The sequence below is a fragment of the Brevirhabdus pacifica genome, from assembly GCF_002797755.1.
GTDB lineage: Bacteria > Pseudomonadota > Alphaproteobacteria > Rhodobacterales > Rhodobacteraceae > Brevirhabdus > Brevirhabdus pacifica.
The window spans coordinates 20079-38023 of sequence record NZ_PGFI01000015.1 but is presented as its reverse complement, the minus strand read 5'-3'; the positions used below and the strand labels follow the sequence as shown (position 1 = coordinate 38023).

Genomic DNA, 17945 nt, shown 5'->3' with positions numbered 1-17945 from the left:
CCCACCAAGGAATTCTACATGCGTGACTACCAGATCTGCACCAACTGCGTGATGGACACCTCCGATCCGGCGATCAGCTTCGATGCGCAGGGAGTGTGCGACCATTGCCGCGGGTTCGAGGCGGATGTGAAGCCCAACTGGCACCCCGACGAGGTCGGCAGCAGACAGGTGGCCGAGATGGTGGCGCAGATCCGCAAGGAGGGCGAGGGCAAGGAGTTCGACTGCATCCTGGGCATGAGCGGCGGGCTCGACAGCTCCTACATGCTGCATCTGCTGGTGACCGAGTTCGGCCTGCGGCCGCTGGTCTTTCACGTGGACGGCGGCTGGAACAGCGACATCGCGGTCAACAACATCCAGATGCTGGTCGAGAAGCTGGGGCTCGATCTTTATACCGAGGTCATCAACTGGGAGGAGATGCGCGACTTCCAGCTGGCCTTCTTCAAGTCCGGTGTGCCGCATCTGGATATCCCCCAGGACCACGCCTTCATCGCCACGCTTTACCATTTCGCCAACAAGCACGGCATCAAATACATCATGAACGGCGGCAATTACGCCACCGAATGCGTGCGCAACCCGCTGGAATGGCTCTATCACGGCACCGATCTGGTCCAGCTGCGCGACATCCAGGCCCGGTTCGGCACCCGCGAGCTGAAGACCTATCCCTTCAGCTCGATCCTCTTTCACAAGGTCTACCTGCGCTACCTGCGCGGGGTGAAAGTGGTCAAGCCGCTGAACCTGCTGCCCTATTCCAAGAAGATCGCGATCGACACGTTATCCTCGGAATATGGCTGGCGCCCCTATCCGCAAAAGCATTTCGAAAGCCGCTTCACCCGCTTCTTCGAAGCCTACTGGCTGCCCACGCGCTTTGGCTACGATACAAGGCGGGTGCAATATTCCTCGTTGATCCTGACCGATCAGATGAGCCGCAAGGAGGCGCTGGAAAAGCTGACCCGGCCCGCCTACAACCCCGAGACCATCGACGAGGAATTCGAGTATATCGCGACCAAGCTGGGGATCGGCGTCGACGAGCTGCGCCGCTATCACGAGATGCCCCTGAAGACCTATCGCGACTACCGAAACCAGGAGTGGATGTTCAATGCCGGTGCCAGGGTGCTCAAGGCCCTGGGGGTCGAACGCGCGGTCAAGCGCTAGGAACGGGACATGATCGGGATCATCGAATACGGGTCGGGCAATGTCTCGGCCATCATGAACATCCTCAAGCAGCGCAAGATACCGCACCTGCTGTCGGGCGAGCCGTCCGAGCTGGAAAAGGCCGACCGCTACATCCTGCCCGGCGTCGGCGCCTTCGATCCCACCATGGAGACGCTGGAACGTTCGGGCCTTGTGGACCTGCTGAACGAACAGGTGCTGGAGCGGCGCAAGAAGGTGCTGGGCATCTGCGTCGGCATGCACCTTCTGGCCGAAGGCAGCGAGGAGGGCAGCCGCCCCGGCCTGGGCTGGATCAAGGGCCAGGTGCGCCGCATCGACACCTCGGGGCTGAACCGGCCGCCGCACCTGCCGCACATGGGCTGGAACGCGCTGGAGCCGGCCGGGCACGGGGCGCTGTTCGACGGGATCGACGCCGCGCGCGGCTTCTATTTCCTGCACAGCTACTATTTCGACGCGGCCGACCCCGGCCAGGTCACCGCCCGGGTGAACTACGGCGGCGCCATCCCCTGCGCCGTCGAGAACGGCAATGTCTTCGGCATGCAGTTCCACCCCGAAAAAAGCCATTCCAACGGCATGCGCCTGTTGCAGAATTTCGCGGAGCTCGACTGATGCTGCAATCCCGGATCATCCCCAGCCTGCTGATCCGCGATCGCGGGCTGGTCAAGACCCGCCAGTTCAAGGATGACAAATACGTCGGCGACCCGATCAACGCGGTCAAGATCTTCAACGAGAAGGAGGTCGACGAGCTGGCGATCTTCGACATCGACGCCAGCGTCCAGGGGCGCGAGCCCGATTTCGCCCATCTCAAGAGCATCGCCGTCGAAAGCCGGATGCCCCTGTGCTATGGCGGCGGCATCACCAGCGCCCGCCAGGCCGCCGCCCTCATCGCCCTCGGCTTCGAGAAGGTCTCGGTCAGCGCCGCCGCCCTCGAACGCCCCGAGCTGATCCGCGAGATGGCCGAGGCCGTGGGGCGCCAGTCGGTGGTGGTGACGATCGACGTGAAAAAGGGCCTGCTGGGCGGGCCCGGCGTGGTCAGCCACAACGCCACCCGAAAACACAAGGTCAAGCCGCTGGATTTCGCCGCCCAGGCGGTCGATCTGGGCGCCGGAGAGATCGTGCTGAACTCGGTCGATCGCGACGGGATGATGCAGGGCTACGATCTGGATCTGGCCCGCGCCCTGCGCGAGCGGGTCACCGTGCCCCTGACGATCCTGGGCGGGGCCGGCACACCGGCCCACATGGCCGAGCTGATCGACGCCCTGGGCGTGGTGGGCGCGGCGGCGGGCTCGATGTTCGTCTTCAAGGGCACCTACCGCGCGGTGCTCATCAGCTATGCGCGTCCCTGACCCCGAACCTGCCCTTCCGCCTCCCGACCGTTTGCAAGGATCGAAATTCCAATGAAACAAGTTCTCCAGGACATGGCCAAGGGCGGCACCACCCTGGTCGAGGCGCCCGCCCCTCAGGCCAGCCGCGGCCATCTGCTGATCGACACCACCCTGTCGCTGATCTCGACCGGTACGGAACGGATGCTGGTGGATTTCGGCAAGGCCAGCCTGCTGCAAAAGGCCCGCTCGCAGCCCGACAAGGTGCGTCAGGTGCTCGACAAGGTGCAGACAGACGGGCTGATGACCACCGTCGACGCGGTCCGCTCCAAGCTGGCCCAGCCGCTGCCGCTGGGCTATTGCAACGTCGGCCGCGTGGCCGAGGTCGGGGCAGGGGTGTCCGACTGGCGCCCCGGTGACCGGGTGGTCTCGAACGGGCCCCATGCGGATGTGGTGCGGGTGCCGCGCAACCTGTGCGCCGCCATCCCCGACGGGGTCTCGGACGAGGCCGCGTCCTTCACCGTGGTGGCCGCGATCGGGCTGCAGGGCATCCGCCTGGCCGCCCCCACCCTGGGCGAGGCCTTCGTGGTCACCGGCGTCGGGCTGATCGGCCTGCTGACCGTGCAGATGCTGCGCGCCCAGGGCTGCCGGGTCATGGCGATCGATTTCGACGAGGACAAGCTGGCCCTCGCCCGCGGCTTCGGCGCGCAGACCTGCAACCCCGCCGCCGGCGAGGATCCGGTCGCCGCCGCGATGGCCTTTTCCCGCGGCGCGGGGGTCGACGGGGTGATCATCACCGCCTCGACCAAGTCCAGCGACCCGGTCAGCCAGGCCGCGCGCATGAGCCGTCAGCGCGGGCGCATCGTGCTGGTGGGCGTCACCGGGCTGGAGCTGAGCCGCGCCGATTTCTACGAAAAGGAACTGAGCTTTCAGGTCTCCTGCTCCTACGGGCCCGGCCGCTACGACCCGGCCTACGAGGCCGGCGGTCAGGATTACCCGCTGGGCTTCGTGCGCTGGACCGAGCAGCGCAACTTCGAGGCCGTTCTGGACATGCTCGACAGCGGCGCGCTGGATGTGAGCCCGCTGGTCACCCACCGCTTTGCCTTCGAGAAGGCACCCGACGCCTACAAGGTGCTGTCCGAAGACAAGACCGCCCTTGGCATCGTGCTGGAATACGACCACGCCGTACCCCCCCGCCATGTCCGGCAGGTGACACTGGAGGCCGGTAAAACCGGCCCTTCGCAAGGGGTTTCCGCCGAACCGGGCGGCGCTGTCATGGGGTTCATCGGGGCCGGCAACTATGCCTCCCGGATGCTGATCCCGGCCTTCAAGGCCGCAGGCGCCCGGCTGCACACGATCGCCTCGTCGGGCGGGACCAGCAGCGTGGTGCACGGGCAGAAGGCGGGCTTTGCCCATGCCTCCTCGGACAGCGCGGCGGTGATCGCCGAGCCTGCGATCAACGCCTTGGCCATCGTCACCCGTCACGACAGCCACGCCGCCCTGACCGCCGCCGCCTTGCGGGCGGGCAAGCATGTCTTTGTGGAAAAGCCTCTGGCGCTGGACCGCGAAGGGCTGGCCGAGGTCGAGGCCGCCCATGCCGAAAGTGCCCGTCACCTGATGGTCGGCTTCAACCGCCGTTTCGCGCCCCAGATCCGCACCATGAAGCGCCTGCTGGACGCCACCGCCGAGCCGAAAAGCTTCATCATGACCATGAACGCCGGCGCCATCCCCGCCGATCACTGGACCCAGGACCCCGAGACGGGCGGCGGGCGCATCATCGGCGAGGCCTGCCATTACATCGACCTGATGCGCTTTCTGGCCGGATCCCCCATCGTCTCGGCCCAGGCCATGCGCATGGGCGACGCCCCCGGCGTCGCGGTGACCGAGGACAAGGCCGCCATCACCCTGGGCTTTGCCGACGGCTCTTTCGGCACGATCCATTATCTGGCCAACGGCGGCGCGGCCTTCCCGAAAGAGCGGATCGAGGTCTTCGCCTCGGGCGGCACGCTGCAGCTGGACAATTTCCTCAAGCTGCGCGGCTTTGGCTGGCGCGGCTTCAGGAAAGAGACCCTGCGCCGGCAGGACAAGGGCCAGAAGGCCTGCGCCGAGGCCTTCCTTGAGGCCGTGCGCCAGGGCGGGGCCGCCCCGATCCCGGCAGACGAGCTGTTCGAGGTCGCCCGCGTCACCCTCGAGGTGGCCGAGGGTCTGCGGTCCGGGACCAGCTATTGCCAGAAGTGATGGAAAAGACCCTGAAAAAGGTCTCGCGCTACTGGCACACCCTGCGCCATCTGAAGGCCGAGCAGATCCTGTTCCAGCTGTGGCGGCGGGTGTGGCACCCCAAGGCGCGGCGGGGGGTGGCGCTGTCCGAACGTGCCCCTGCGTCTGTCTGGACCGCCCCCATTCCCACCCGCGCCAGTTTCGCGCCCCCCGACCGGTTCGAGTTTCTGGGCCAGGCGGGGCATCTGTCGGAACTTGGCTGGGACGGCGCGGGGCGCGACAAGCTCTGGCGCTACAATCAGCATTATTTCGGCGACCTGCTGGCGGCGGATGCGGCACAGCGTTCTCAGGCCCATCACGCCCTGATCGCCGACTGGATCGCCGCCAACCCGCCCGGCCAAGGCACCGGCTGGGAGCCCTATCCCACCTCGCTGCGGATCGTGGCCTGGATCAAGTGGGCGCTTGCCGGCCAAGGGCTGTCGGACGCCGCCCGCGCCAGCCTGGCCGATCAGGCGCGCTGGCTTACCCGCAACCTTGAACGGCACATCCTTGGCAATCACCTGCTGGCCAACGCCAAGGCGCTGGTGTTTGCGGGGCTCTATTTCGAGGGGCCCGAGGCGCGGAACTGGCGGCGGCTTGGTCTGAGGATTCTGGACCGCGAAATCCCCGAGCAGATCCTGCCCGACGGCGGGCATTTCGAACTGAGCCCGATGTATCACATCGTGATGCTCGAGGATGTGCTGGACCTGATCAACCTGACCCGCTGCCTTGCGCCGGTCCCCGACGCCCCCCTGGCGCGGGCCGTGGCCCAATGGGAAGCGCGGGTGCCGGACATGCTGCGCTGGATGGCGCTTTTGTCCCATCCCGACGGCGAGATCGCCTTTTTCAACGATGCCACCATCGGCATCGCCCCACCCCCGGCCGCCGCCCGCGCCTATGCCGCCCGCCTGGGGCTGAGCCCGGCCGAGACAGGGGGGCCCGGACCAGAGGGCGGGGCGCTGCGCCTGCCCGACAGCGGCTATGCAAGGCTGGAATGCGGCCCGGCGGTGCTTTTGGCCGATACCGCGCCGGTGGGGCCGGATTACCTGCCCGGCCATGCCCATGCCGACAGCCTCAGCTTCGAGCTGTCGCTGAAGGGACGGCGGCTGATCGTGAACTCGGGCACCTCGGTCTATGGCTCGGGGGCCGAACGGCTGCGTCAGCGCGGCACCGAGGCCCATTCCACCCTGGTTCTGGACGGAGAGGATTCCTCGGAAGTCTGGGGCGGTTTCCGGGTGGCCCGGCGCGCGCGTATCCTTGATCCCCGGCTTGAGCGCCATGCCGACCGGCTGATGCTGGAGGCCGGGCACGACGGCTATGCACGGCTGCCCGGCGCCCCCCGCCATCACCGGCAGTGGGAATTGCGCGACGACAGCCTGCTGGTGCGGGACCGTGTCCACAGCCCTCGCAAGGGCTCTTTGCCAACGCACCACAGGGCCGAGGTCATCTTCCTGCTGACCCCCGAATGGCAGGCCCAAAGCCTGTCCGCGCGCAACGCCCGGCTGACCGGGCCGGACGGAAACGTGCAGGTTGCCACCAGCGCCGGCACCCTGCTGGTCGAGCCGGGCAGCTGGCATCCGGGTTTTGGCCGCCATGAGCCCTGCACAAGGCTGCGCGTGCAGCTTGAGGGGGCGTTGCCCCTCGACATCGAAACCCGTCTGACCTGGGAGCCGTGATGCGCCTGTTGATCCTGAGCTTCTACTACCCGCCCGACCTGAGTGCCGGATCGTTTCGCACCTCGGCCCTCGTCGAGGCCCTGCGCGCCGAGGCCCGGGAGGATCTGCATATCGATCTGATCACCTCGATGCCCAACCGCTATTCGGCCCTGGCCGGCGCCGGCACCCCCGCCCTGGAAGAACACCCCGGCCTGACCATCCGGCGCATTCCGCTGCCGTCGCACAAAAGCGGCATGGTGGATCAGTCGCGGGCCTTCGCCGTCTTTGCCCGCCGTGCTCTGGCGCTAAGCCGGGCGGGGCGGTGGGATCTGGTCTATGCCACCTCGTCGCGCCTGATGACCGCGGCTCTGGGGGCCCGCGTGGCCAGCCGGGCGGGGGTGCCGCTTTATCTCGATATTCGCGATCTTTTCACCGACACGATGACGGATCTGCTGGCGACATCCCGGACCCGGCATCTGATCCCCGCCTTTCGGCGGCTGGAACGCTGGACCCTGCGCCGCGCCGCGCGGGTCAACCTGGTATCGCCCGGCTTTCTGGATCATGCCCGCGCGGTCGCTCCCGATCAGGAATTTCGGCTCTTTACCAATGGAATCGACACTGATTTCCTGACCCGCAGCTTCGCCGTTCCCCAAGCGTCCCCGGACCGTCTGCCGGTGGTCTTCTACGGCGGCAACATGGGCGAGGGGCAGGGGCTGCATCACGTGATCCCCGGTGCCGCGAAGATGCTGCGCGGTGAGGCCCGCTTTCGTCTGGTGGGCGACGGCGGCCGGCGGCGTCAGCTGGAAGAGGCCGTGGCCGCCGCCGGACTGGACAATGTCGAGGTGCTTCCCCCCGTGCCGCGCGACGCGCTTTACGACCATTACGACGCGGCCGACATCCTCTTTCTGCACCTCAACGACCATCCGGCCTTTCTCAAGGTGCTGCCGTCGAAGATCTTCGAATATGCCGCCACCGGAAAGCCCGTGCTGGCCGGTGTCAGCGGGCAGGCGGCCGAATTCGTGAAGGGGGAGGTGCCGGGCAGCGTCCTCTTTGCCCCCTGCGACGCCGAGGCGCTGGCCGCCGGGGTCCGCAGCCTGCTGCAAGGGCCGCGCCACTTCGAGCGGGCGGCGTTTCGCGAGCGTCATTCCCGCAGCCGGATCATGGCCGAGATGGCACGCGATGTCCTGTCGCTGATCCCCTCCGGCAGCCTGCCCTCCAGCCGTCCCAAAGATTGACAAGGCCATTCAAACACGGAAAGCTTCGGACACAGGCTGATCGGGGCCCGGGTCCAAGCGGGACCGGGGTCAGATTTTTAGCGACCAGCCTATTATAGTCATTTTGCATATTTCAGAAGTTTGGAGCGAAATTGTCCAAGCAACGCACCCACGAATGGACCGGTCTGGACGATCGACTGAAGCACTATCACCTGTCGCAATACCAGAACCCCAAGCGCAGCACCGTGGCCTTCGAGGCCTTCGTCTGTCCCCAGCTCCAGGGCACCGGCAAGGTGCTGGACCTCGGCGGTGGCAGCGGCAGCGCCACCGCTTTCCTGGCCGAGCGGCACCCCGAGGTTGAATTCGTCTGTGGCGAATATGTCGATGAGCTGATCACCCTTGGCCGCGAGATTGCGCGGACCGAGAACCGCGACAACCTCTCGTTTCGGCAGCTGGACTGGTTCGACCTGCCGCCGCTGACGGAATTCGACGGGGTGATGAGCCTGCAGACCCTGTCGTGGCTGCCCGAATGCGCCGGACCTCTGACCCAGATCTTCGAGAAGGTCGCGCCGCGCTGGATCGCCCTCACCTCGCTGTTCTACGAGGGCGACATCTCGGCCCGGACCGAGGTCTGCGAGAACCGCCGGGACGGGGGCGCGGGGCGCCGGGCCTTCTATAATACCTACGCCCTGCCCGAGATCTCGCGTCTCTGCCAGCAGCATGGCTACCGGCTGAGCCGGGTCGAGGATTTCGAGATCGACATCGACCTGGAAAAGCCCGCGGATCCCGATTTCATGGCCACCTATACCGAGCAGCTGGCCCGGGATGGCAGCCGGATCCAGATCAGCGGGCCGGTGCTGATGAACTGGAAGACCCTGCTGATCGAAAAACAGCCGGCCTGACGGGCGGCCCGCAGAATTCCCCGAAAAAGGGCCGCTAGAGGCTGACCTTGTCGCCTTGGCCCTTGCCGCGGGCGGTGGCGAGGATGATCTTCAGGTCCAGCAGAACCGAGCGCAGCGCCACGTATTGCGCATCCGTGCGCGCCAGCCGTTCGGGATCGCTCATGTCGATGTTCTGGATCTGGGCCCAGCCGGTGATGCCGGGGGGGATCTCGAAGACCCCGCGCTTCATGCGCTCTTCGGTCAGCTTGGTCTGCACCGGCAGGCCGGGGCGGGGGCCCACCAGGCTGAGCTGGTTGCGCAGCAGGTTCCAGATCTGGGGCAGCTCGTCGATCTTGGTCTTGCGCAGGAAGGCCCCGGTCCGGGTGATCGAGGCCGCGGTCAGCTCGTGGGTGCCGGCCTGACGCGTGCCCATGTGCATGGTGCGGAACTTGTAGCAGGTGAACGGCACCCCCTGACGTCCGACCCGCTCTTGGGCAAAGATCGCAGGGCCCGGCGACGACAGCCGCACCGCGACCCAAGCCGCAAGCAGGACCCACCAGAGAAACAGGATGACGAACAGCGCGAAGGAGATGTCGATCAGCCGGCGCAATGCCGCATAGACCCCGTTGCCCCGTTGCGCGTCCGAGACGATGCGCTCCGTGGGGCCCGGGGGGGTGGGGTCCGAGGAGGAGGCGGAGGCGGCGTCAGCCTCTTGCCGGATCGCCGCAGCCACCCGCGTCACATGCACCGTCGGCTTGAGGGCCGACAGCAGCTTGAAGGCCAGGGGGCGCAGGGGGGCGGGCACCCGGTTCAGCACCGCCAGCTTGCCGCGATATTCGGTCCCGTAGACCGCCGGCAGCCGCAGATGCACCACCCGCAGCCCGGTAAATCCGTTCAGAAAAGCCTCGGCCTCGGCCTTGCTGCGCCCATAGGGATCCGTGCCGGCGGTCTGGGCGTGCAACGTCGTGATGTTGATGAAGACGCCGATGCCGGCGGTCCGGGCCGCCGTGGCGATCCGTTCCAGCAGCGTGACATTGGCCGCGCGGAAGTCATCAAGGGTTCCGGGCTGGTCGTTGTTGCGCACCGCCAGATGCACCAGCGCGTCATACCCCGCGCCCCGCTGCGCGAGATCCTCGTAGGAGATCACCGGAAGATCGGGAAACCGCCGGGCAAGGGCCTCGGGATCGCGGCCGGCCAGCAGCAGGTCGGCACCGCCGTCCCGCAGCAGGGGCACGATCTGACACCCGATGAATCCCGAAGCGCCCGTGATGACAATTTTCATAATATCTCTTCGGAAATTACTGAGTGCTGATGCTGTCTATCGCCATCCTCGAAGGCGGTAAATGGAAGACACCCCGCATCCGGAATTCAGGTGAAAGGCACCCTGCCGAATTTGATGTCATAATGAAGATTATGGTTCGTTTTGATAATCGCCGGTCTTTCGCATTCAGCTTGAAGGAATACCCCAGTGATGCGCGAGCATCTGATTCAGCCTCTTTCAGCCGCCTCCAGCAGCGCATCGGCCGGGTCCAGCAGGGAGCCGAGATCGGGACGCGGGGCCTCTCTCAGAAGCCGGCGCAGCTCATCCCCGTGGCGGGCGGCCTCGGCCTGCGGGTCGGCATCGCCGTCAAAGCCGATCTTGGGATGGCTGATAAGCGGCTCGAAATAGGGCTCGTCCGCCTTGAACCGCCCCGAACGCAGCACGAGAATGGGTTTGCCCAGCTTGATTGCCACATAGAGCAGCGACGAGCTTGTGCTGCAGACCAGGTCTGCGGCCAGAAGCCCGCCGAGGCCCGGCATCGCATCGCGTTCGATCCCGGCCTTCGCGCATACACGGTCGACGAACCACGACGGCTCGCCCGGATGGGGGCGATAGACCAGGCGATCACAGCCGCCCGCTTCAGCCACAAGCTTCAGCCGCCCCATGAGGTCGGCAAGGATCTCGGCCCCCGCATCGTTGAAATTCTCGGGATAGGGGCTGGAAATGTAATAGGCGACCTTCTCTCCCGCCTCATCCGCCGGTTTGTCCATGATCTCAGCCGTCGGCGTCTTGCGCGCTTCGGCCAGAATTTTGCCGGTATCCAGGGTGCCGGCCAGGACGAACCTGGTTCGAGAGAAAATCTTGGGGGAGTGTTCCAGATAATGATCCCGCACCGAGGGATCGTAGATGATGGCCAGATCCAGCAGCCCCGCGTAATATGTCTGTGCCGCCGGATCGGCTGACCATTGCCAGCGCGAATAGCGGGTCATCAGGCTTTTGTAACAGGCCAGTGCCGGGCCCAGTTTCTTGTGGCCATAGCGCTGGAAATGCGCCCGCCAGAACAGCCGCGTATAGTAGAAAACCCTCGGGATCTTGGTGAAGAGCGCAAACAAGCGCGATTTCCCCGAGGATGGGGCCGTCGGGGTCTTGTCGCGATCCAGTAGAAAGATGCCGTGGGGGATGAAGGCGGTTTTCGCACCACGCGCCCCGGCGAACATCAGCGCCGAGCGGCATTCGACATAATGCATCGAGGTGACAAGTAGGATGTCAGGCTTCAGCTCATCGAACATGCGGTTGAAATCGCCGCCGAACTGGCTGAAATCGCTAACCCAGCCCGGTACCTGGAGATTGGCCTTGAAATCCTTGTATTCCTTGGCCGGCTGGCCGGTCTGGCTTTCCGAATTATGCACGAAGATCAGATCGACATCGTCCCGTTCGGCGATGTGTCGGACATAGAGAAAGCCCGGAAGCCAGCAATCAAACACCAGAATTCGTATTTTCTGCTTTTCGGACATAAAAGGAGAGGTTCTCGTCGTGCGGCTTCACGGGGCGGGGTCAGGAAAGGGGCTTGCGAAGCACCATGATAATTTCGTTGCCCCCCCGCAAACCGGCCTGGAGTTTCCGGAAAGGGGCAGTGATGGTCGAGATACCCGAAATGATCGCGTCCACTCGTCCCGAAGAGGCGGCGCGGGAATACTTGCCAGCCGATGCGACCTCGTCCTCGCCCTTCAGCCGCCGAAGCGTCTTGGTCACGAGGCGCAGCCAGTCCGACGTATACTCCGAGGTCCAGACACGCTCAACCGTCCAGCCGGCCTCTTGCGCCATAATGCGCAGGGATTCCGGCGAGAAGACATGCAGATGTCCGATGTCAAAGTTGGCCGAGAGCCGAGGCAGCATCCGCTGCTCCCAGGATTTCGCATTGGGCGTGCCCAGAATGAAATGGCCACCCGGTCGGGTGACCTCGAAGGCCTTTTCGATCTGCGCCAAAGGCTCCGGCACATGCTCGATGATATGAAAAGAGAGCACCAGATCGACCTGTTCGGGGAATGCGAGCGTCTCGAACTCTCCCTGGCTCACGTTCAGGCCGCGCTCTCGAAGCTTCTGTGTCAAGACCTGGGAATGTTCGCAGCCTGTGTATTCGGCCCCCTGCGCCACGATCCAGTCGGCCAGCTGCCCACCGCCCGGCCCGATTTCCAGCACCTTCCTGCCGGGTACCACGTAGGACGACAGAACCTGCGCCCGGCGCGCCGCGCGCTCCTTCCGGATCGCGGTGGGCTCCTGAAAAGGATCGACTTCCTCGTCTTCATAATACGAGGCCTGCCCCAGCTCGAAATCCTCTCGCTGCCCCCCGTCCCGGACCTGTTTGATGCACAATCCGCAGTGACTGCAGGCAAAGTAGCGCAAGGATTCCGTCGCATCGATCGAATCCAGGGGACCTTGTCCGCAGACCGTGCAGCGATCCTGGGCCATGTCCGGAAGCGGGCTAGTTGAAGTCATGTGAACCGTTGATCCAGATGAGAAGAGATCAATTTCCGAAGTCTTACAGTAGCCGCTGGCGACTATCTAGCCTTGCGCGCCCATCCTGGGGAAATACCCTGATGGCCTCTCGCCGGCCAATGGATCCCGAGCGGGAGTTGAATGACGCGTGGCCCGAGCAGGACGCGACGCTTCTTCGATAATGCACACGCCTCTTTTTAATGTTTTCCCTTTCAACCCCGTAAAAGAGCCGAAAATCCGGGTCCGCGGCAAGGCGGACCCGGAAGGTTTGAGGCTTACTCGGCCGGAATACGGGCGGAGGCCGGATCTGCCGGGTCTGCGGGATCCTCGGGCAGGTCCTGCTTGCGGGCCAGCATCGGGTAGATCGCCACGAAGGCCGCCACGATCAGGTAGCCGCCGACCAGCCCGTTCAGCTGCGGCATCTGCAGCCCCGGCGCGTGGATGATCCCGACCGAGGTCATCGCCGCCGCCGCAAAGGCAAAGCCCGCGGCGTTGCGGAAGCGCCCGTCGATCAGGCTGGCGGTGATCGCGCCCCAGACGAGGCCGGTGATGATCGCCCCCTGTGACAGGACCTGATGGCCCCCGAAATGCGCCCCCTGCTGCAACAGCGCCGCCGTCAGCGCCGGATCGCCCAGCCGGGGCAGCCCTTCGATGCCGGTGCTGCCCAGGGCCCCCATCAAAGAGCCCCATTTCACCATCAGGAAGGCCGAGACATGGGGCAGGATCGCCACCGCCACGGCCGCCACATGGGCCGGCGGCACGCTGCGGGCGGTGTTGGCGATCAGGCTGATCGCCACGAAGACCAGAATGGGTGCCGCCGCCGCGATCGGGATCAGCGCGTTGATGAAGGCCAGCAGCCCGAAGATCGCGGCCAGCGCCACGACCACCCCGGTCCACAGCACATAGCCCGCGTGGGCGTTCATGCGCTTGTAGGCCGGATGGCCGATGTAGACCGTGGTCGGAAAGGGCGAGCCGAAAAGCGCGCCCAGCATGGTGCCCGCCCCGTCGGTCACCTGACACAAGGCAACCGGGTAGTCGTCGCCCGCCGCCTCGGCGCTTTCGACGTTGTTCATGGTCTCGATGAAATTGTAGATCTGCACCGGCACCAGAACCAGCAGCAGCTCGGGGTTGGCGATGACGTATTGCACGCCCGCGATCATGTCGCCCACATAGGGCAGCGGCGGGTAGAAACCGATGCCCTGAACATCAAGCTGGCTTTGCCCCAGCAGCAGGCCGGCGGCGGTGCCAAGGCCGATGGCCAGAAGACCCGCGGGAATGTCGAAGGGCAGCCGGAAGCGGCCCACCAGCCCCCAGAGCACCAGCACCAGCGAGGTGAAGCCGATCAGCGGATTCTCGAAGATCTCGGCCAGCGGCACGGCGCCGATGAAGACAAGCGCGATGCCGCACAGCGTGCCCAGCATGCCCGCCCGCGGCGTCACCCGCTGCAGGAAGGGGCCCACGATGGCACCCAGGGCCGCGACGATGCCGCCCACGAAGCCCGCGCCGATGCCGACCTGCCAGGCCAGGACCGCGTCGCCGGTGGTCCAGTAGATCGGGCCGATCACCCCGAAGAGATAGACGAACATCACCGGCGTCGAGATCCCGTAGGGCAGCGCCGTCACGTCGCGCCCGGTTTTCCGCGCCACCCGCCGCGCCAGCAGCACATAGACCGCGACCCCGGCCAGAATGGCCACCGCGGCGCCGGGCACGATGCGCCCGTAGACGATCTCGGCCGGCATCTGGAAGACGAACTGACAGATCCCCGACAGAACCATCAGGTTCACCAGGTTGTCGATGAAAAGCGCCCAGAAGGCACTGGAATCGCCCCGCACGAACAGGCGGTAGCGATAGGCTGTGGTGGTGGTCATCGTGACATCCCCTTGCTTGTCCCCGCCGGCCCCTCCCCCCTTGGCGGAAAGATCGGACCGACAATCGGGGCCATAGCGCGAAACCGTCCCGTTTCGGAAAGAAAAACCGCGCCGGGGGGGAATTTTGCCCCTATCCGTGGCCGGATCGGCCCGCAGGCCCCGCCCGCCGGGTCGTCTCTGCCCGGTCACGATACCCGGGGCGGGAGGCCCTCAGTGCCAGATGCGGACGCGCATGCCGGTGGCCTTCAGCCGCGCCACCAGGGCGCGTTCGCGGGCGCGCAGGCGGCTGCGCTCGGGCTCGGCCTGGTACTGGGCGTGGAACTCGACATAGAGCGTGTCGATGAAGCGGTGCGCGCCACCCTCCAGCAGCGCCTCCAGCAGGTCGATCTCGGCGCCCTCGATGTCCATCTTGACCACGATCGTGTCGAACCGCTCGGCCTGGCGTTCCAGATAGGCCGGGAAATCCATCACCCGCACCTCGATCGCGGCATCCTCTCGGGCCTCGTAATAGGTGGAATTGTGGCTCTTCAGAAGGGATCCGCCCTGGGACAGCTCCCCGCCCTCGGCCAGGCCGTAGAACTTCATCTCCCCCTCGGCGGTGCCGAGGGCGGCGGCGTGGATCTCCATCCGCTCGCCATAGCGCGCCCGCAGCCGCTCCAGCGCCGGGTGGCAGTTGGGGTTGGGCTCGAAGAGGTGGAAGGCGATCTTGCCGTCATCGTAGCGCCGGGCGAACCATTCGAACCCCTGTCCCAGGTTCGAGCCGCCGTCGACGAACAGCACCCGTGCGGGATGGGCGGCGTTGCGGGCGTGAACGCGGGCGGCGTCGCGCCAGGCATGCAGGCGCTCGCCCAGCCGATGAACCCGGCGCTTCAGCCGCTTCCACTCGCCCTGTAAAGACATCGCCATTTCCTTCATCCGCTCGTGGATCCGCCGCCGGATCCCTGTCCCGCGCCTTGGTAGACGCCCCCGCCGCCGGGCGCAAAGGCTTTGGTGCCCCCGGCCCTGTGAGTAGCCCGCCGCCCCTCAGCCTCAGCCCGCCGGCCGACCGGCCCGGCGGGCGACCGAGGCGCGCAGCACCGCCTCGACCCGGCGGTAGAGGGCGGCGCGGTCGAACTCGCGCGCGGCGTGGGCGTGGCCGGCCTGGCCCATCCGCGCGGCGCGGGCCGGATCGTCCAGCATGGCGCGGGCATGCCCGGCGAAACCGGCCGCGTCATGCTCGTCCACCAGAAAGCCGCTGACCCCCTCCTCGACCAGGTGCGGGATGCCCGCGTGCCGGGTCGAGATCACGCAGGCCCCCGCCGCCATCGCCTCCTGGATGGCGACCGGCGCCCCCTCCTGGTTGCCGTCGGGCGCGATCACCGAATGCTGCAGGAACAGCGGCGCCGCGCGCAGCCGCTCCTCGACGAAGCCATGGGGCCGGTGGCCATGGAAGATGACCTTGCCCTCGGCGCCCAGCTCCCGCGCCAGGGCCTGACATGGGGCCAGCAGCGGGCCGTCGCCGATCATCTCCAGCCGGGCGCCGGGATGGGCGCGGGCGGCCTCGACGAAGGCGCGGACGGTGATCTCGGGGGCCTTCTTGTCGATGAAGCGGCCGGCGGCGATGACCAGCCCCGGCTCTTTCGGGGCGGGGCGCAGGCGGGCCATGTCGACCCCGCTGGGCACCACATGGGCGTTGGGATTGGTGATGCCCCGGGCCGCCAGCTGGTCCAGCAGGAACTGCGAGACGGCGAAGATCCCGTCGGCCGCCCCCACCATCGCCCGGTAGGAGCGGATGCGCCGGGGCGCCCGGCGCGGGGTTTCCAGATAGGCGGTGGCGTCATGGCCGCGGAAATAGACATGGAAGGGCAGGCCCAGCTTGCGCGCGGTGGGAAACCAGAAGCTGGCCTCGGTGCCGAACTCGGCCAGGATCGCCTCGACCCCCTGGGCGCGCAGGAAGCCTTCCAGCGCCCGGCGCCGGCTGCCGGTGGGCGGGTGGGTGTTGTGGTTGCGCAGGAAGTTGCGGCCATGCTCGAAGGGGGCGGCCAGGTGGTCGGCCAGGCGCAGGGCGGGGCCGGGGCGATGATCGGCCAGGCAGAAGGCGGGGCGCGTGCCGGGCAGCTCGGGGTGGCGTGCGCGGCACAGCACGACGCTTTCGCCGCCGAAAAGCTTGGCGATATGCTCGGTCGCGGGGGTCTGGGTCGGATCGGGATAGGTCTTCACGGCAATCGCCAGTTTCAGCGTCATCGGCCATTTCCCTGCTGCCGGGCCCGTCACGCCGGCCCGAGGATTGCGAATCCCGCGCAACCTGCCCCGACGGCGCGACCAAGACAACCGCGCGCCGGCGGCCGGGCCACGTTGCGCAAGCCCCGCCGGTGGCTTATCCCTGCCGGGACGCCCTTCCCGACCCGTCCCGTTCCCGACCCGCTCCCGACCAGAGGCCCCCATGTGCAGTTTCGTCTTCTCGACCCTTCCGACGGACAAGATCGACTTCAACCGCATCATGCGCCTGCGCGGCCCCGACGTCACCCGCGAGCACAGCCTGCGCGGCTATTCCTTCTGCCACAACCTGCTGTCGATGCGGGGCAATTACGTTGCCCAGCCCTATGTCGCGCCGGACGAGGACGTGGTCATCCTGTTCAACGGCGAGATCTACAACTGCCCCGACGACCAGGAGAGCGAGGCGCGCTACCTGCATGACCTCTATCTCGAGAAGGGCGCCGACATCTTCCGCCACCTCGACGGGGAATACGCGATCCTGATCGTCGACTTCCGCACCGACACGCTGCTGGCCGCGCGGGACTGTTTCGGCACCAAGCCGCTGTTCTTCGGCTCGAACGGCAAGGATTTCGGCTTTGCCAGCTATCGCGACGCCCTGTCGGCGCTGGGGTTTTCCGACATCCAGCCGCTCAAGCCCAATCACGTGGTGGACTATGCGCTGGACGGCAGCCGCATCGTGTCGCGCGAGATCTACCAGTTCAACATCGCCCAGCACGAGACCGAGGTCGAACCCTGGTTCGACGCCTTCGACGCGGCCGTGGCCAAGCGGGTGCGGCACCTGCGCGGCACGCCCTTCGTGGGCCTGTCCAGCGGCTATGACAGCGGCGCCATCGCGGCCTCGCTGATCGCTCAGGGCACGCCCTTCATGTCGATCACCGTCGAGGGGCGCGAGGATCCGCAGGTGGTCGCCGGCCGCATCCGCGCGGTCGAGGCCTCGGGCAACCGGGCCATCACCATCCCCCAGGAGGAGCTGGACGTCGCGCGCTGGCAGGCCTGGCTGAAGGACCACGTGGAGGACGAGCCCTATGTCATCGTCAACGACGAGGGCGAGCGGCTGGAGCGCGGCAAGAGCGTGCATGGCGACAAGGCCGCCCTGATCCTGGCGGGGGTCTGCGACAAGGCCAAGCAGAATGGCGCGCTGGTCTACCTGTCGGGCAGCGGCGCCGACGAGATCTTCTCGGATTACGGCTTCCAGGGGCGCAAGTTCTTCGCCCACAGCAATTTCGGCGGGCTCTACCCGCAGAACCTGCTGGGCCATTTCCCCTGGTCCTCCTTCTACGGCAGCACCCAGGCGGCCTATCTCTTCAAGGAGGAGATGGTGGCGGGCTCCTTCGGGATGGAGGCGCGCTATCCCTTCCTCGACCTGCAGGTGGTGCAGAGCTTCCTGTCGCTGACGGCCGACGTGAAGAACGAGCTTTATAAATCCGTGATCCGCCGCTACCTGGCGCACCGGGACTTCCCGGTCCACGAGAACGCCAAGATCGGCTTCGGCTTCGCCAAGAAACGGCCCTGGTGGAAGTTCTGAGCCACCTCGCGGCCCGCCCCGCGCACCACCCCTTCCGGCGC

At 66.4% G+C, this 17945-nt stretch carries 14 protein-coding genes; 8 read left to right on the top strand and 6 right to left on the bottom strand.

Features of this window, described 5'->3' with window-relative positions; translation table 11 throughout:
* Nucleotides 1-18: 18 nt before the first annotated feature.
* From CLV77_RS15390 to CLV77_RS15360, 7 genes are all read left to right on the top strand, one after another.
* Nucleotides 19-1152 (top strand): N-acetyl sugar amidotransferase, encoded by a 1134-nt coding sequence (locus CLV77_RS15390; protein WP_085047316.1) that lies wholly within the window; start codon nucleotides 19-21, stop codon nucleotides 1150-1152.
* 9 nt (nucleotides 1153-1161) lie between these two features.
* A complete protein-coding gene (hisH, locus tag CLV77_RS15385) occupies nucleotides 1162-1779 on the top strand; it encodes an imidazole glycerol phosphate synthase subunit HisH (protein WP_076981348.1) in 618 nt (205 codons plus the stop codon).
* A complete protein-coding gene (locus tag CLV77_RS15380) occupies nucleotides 1779-2516 on the top strand; it encodes an AglZ/HisF2 family acetamidino modification protein (protein ID WP_076981347.1) in 738 nt (245 codons plus the stop codon). Before hisH ends, CLV77_RS15380 begins: the two co-directional genes overlap by 1 nt.
* Before the next feature lie 51 nt (nucleotides 2517-2567).
* Nucleotides 2568-4730 carry a bi-domain-containing oxidoreductase gene (locus CLV77_RS15375; protein ID WP_085047317.1) on the top strand — a complete coding sequence of 721 codons (2163 nt, stop codon included), beginning with the start codon at nucleotides 2568-2570 and terminating at the stop codon, nucleotides 4728-4730.
* Complete coding sequence (locus CLV77_RS15370) at nucleotides 4730-6424, top strand: heparinase II/III family protein (RefSeq protein ID WP_076981345.1); 1695 nt, start codon at nucleotides 4730-4732, stop codon at nucleotides 6422-6424. The genes CLV77_RS15375 and CLV77_RS15370 overlap by 1 nt, the downstream gene beginning before the upstream one ends.
* A complete protein-coding gene (locus tag CLV77_RS15365; protein ID WP_076981344.1) occupies nucleotides 6424-7638 on the top strand; it encodes a glycosyltransferase family 4 protein in 1215 nt (404 codons plus the stop codon). Before CLV77_RS15370 ends, CLV77_RS15365 begins: the two co-directional genes overlap by 1 nt.
* 131 nt (nucleotides 7639-7769) lie before the next feature.
* Nucleotides 7770-8519, top strand: coding sequence for a class I SAM-dependent methyltransferase (locus CLV77_RS15360; RefSeq protein ID WP_076981343.1), 750 nt, complete (start codon nucleotides 7770-7772; stop codon nucleotides 8517-8519).
* Nucleotides 8520-8553: 34 nt separating this feature from the next.
* Here CLV77_RS15360 and CLV77_RS15355 read toward each other — a convergent pair whose 3' ends face one another.
* The 6 genes from CLV77_RS15355 to CLV77_RS16455 form a co-directional block, all read right to left on the bottom strand.
* Nucleotides 8554-9780, bottom strand: coding sequence for a hybrid nucleoside-diphosphate sugar epimerase/sugar transferase (locus CLV77_RS15355; RefSeq protein WP_076981342.1), 1227 nt, complete (start codon nucleotides 9778-9780; stop codon nucleotides 8554-8556).
* Nucleotides 9781-9986: 206 nt separating this feature from the next.
* Entirely contained in the window at nucleotides 9987-11273 is a 1287-nt protein-coding gene (locus CLV77_RS15350; protein WP_100053144.1) for a hypothetical protein, read from the bottom strand.
* A gap of 40 nt (nucleotides 11274-11313) precedes the next feature.
* The gene (locus CLV77_RS15345) at nucleotides 11314-12228 is read right to left on the bottom strand and encodes a class I SAM-dependent methyltransferase (RefSeq protein WP_076981340.1); all 915 of its coding nucleotides are present in this window, start codon (nucleotides 12226-12228) and stop codon (nucleotides 11314-11316) included.
* A gap of 302 nt (nucleotides 12229-12530) precedes the next feature.
* Nucleotides 12531-14123, bottom strand: coding sequence for a xanthine/uracil/vitamin C permease (locus CLV77_RS15340; protein WP_076981339.1), 1593 nt, complete (start codon nucleotides 14121-14123; stop codon nucleotides 12531-12533).
* A 210-nt stretch (nucleotides 14124-14333) separates the two neighbouring features.
* The gene (locus tag CLV77_RS15335; protein ID WP_076981338.1) at nucleotides 14334-15023 is read right to left on the bottom strand and encodes an FkbM family methyltransferase; all 690 of its coding nucleotides are present in this window, start codon (nucleotides 15021-15023) and stop codon (nucleotides 14334-14336) included.
* A 129-nt stretch (nucleotides 15024-15152) separates the two neighbouring features.
* Complete coding sequence (locus CLV77_RS16455; RefSeq protein ID WP_083707961.1) at nucleotides 15153-16346, bottom strand: glycosyltransferase; 1194 nt, start codon at nucleotides 16344-16346, stop codon at nucleotides 15153-15155.
* A gap of 199 nt (nucleotides 16347-16545) precedes the next feature.
* On the opposite strand from CLV77_RS16455, the gene CLV77_RS15320 reads away from it, so the two are divergent.
* On the top strand, nucleotides 16546-17904 hold the full coding sequence (locus CLV77_RS15320; RefSeq protein WP_076981337.1) for an asparagine synthase-related protein: 1359 nt from the start codon (nucleotides 16546-16548) through the stop codon (nucleotides 17902-17904).
* The last annotated feature ends 41 nt before the right edge of the window (nucleotides 17905-17945 follow it).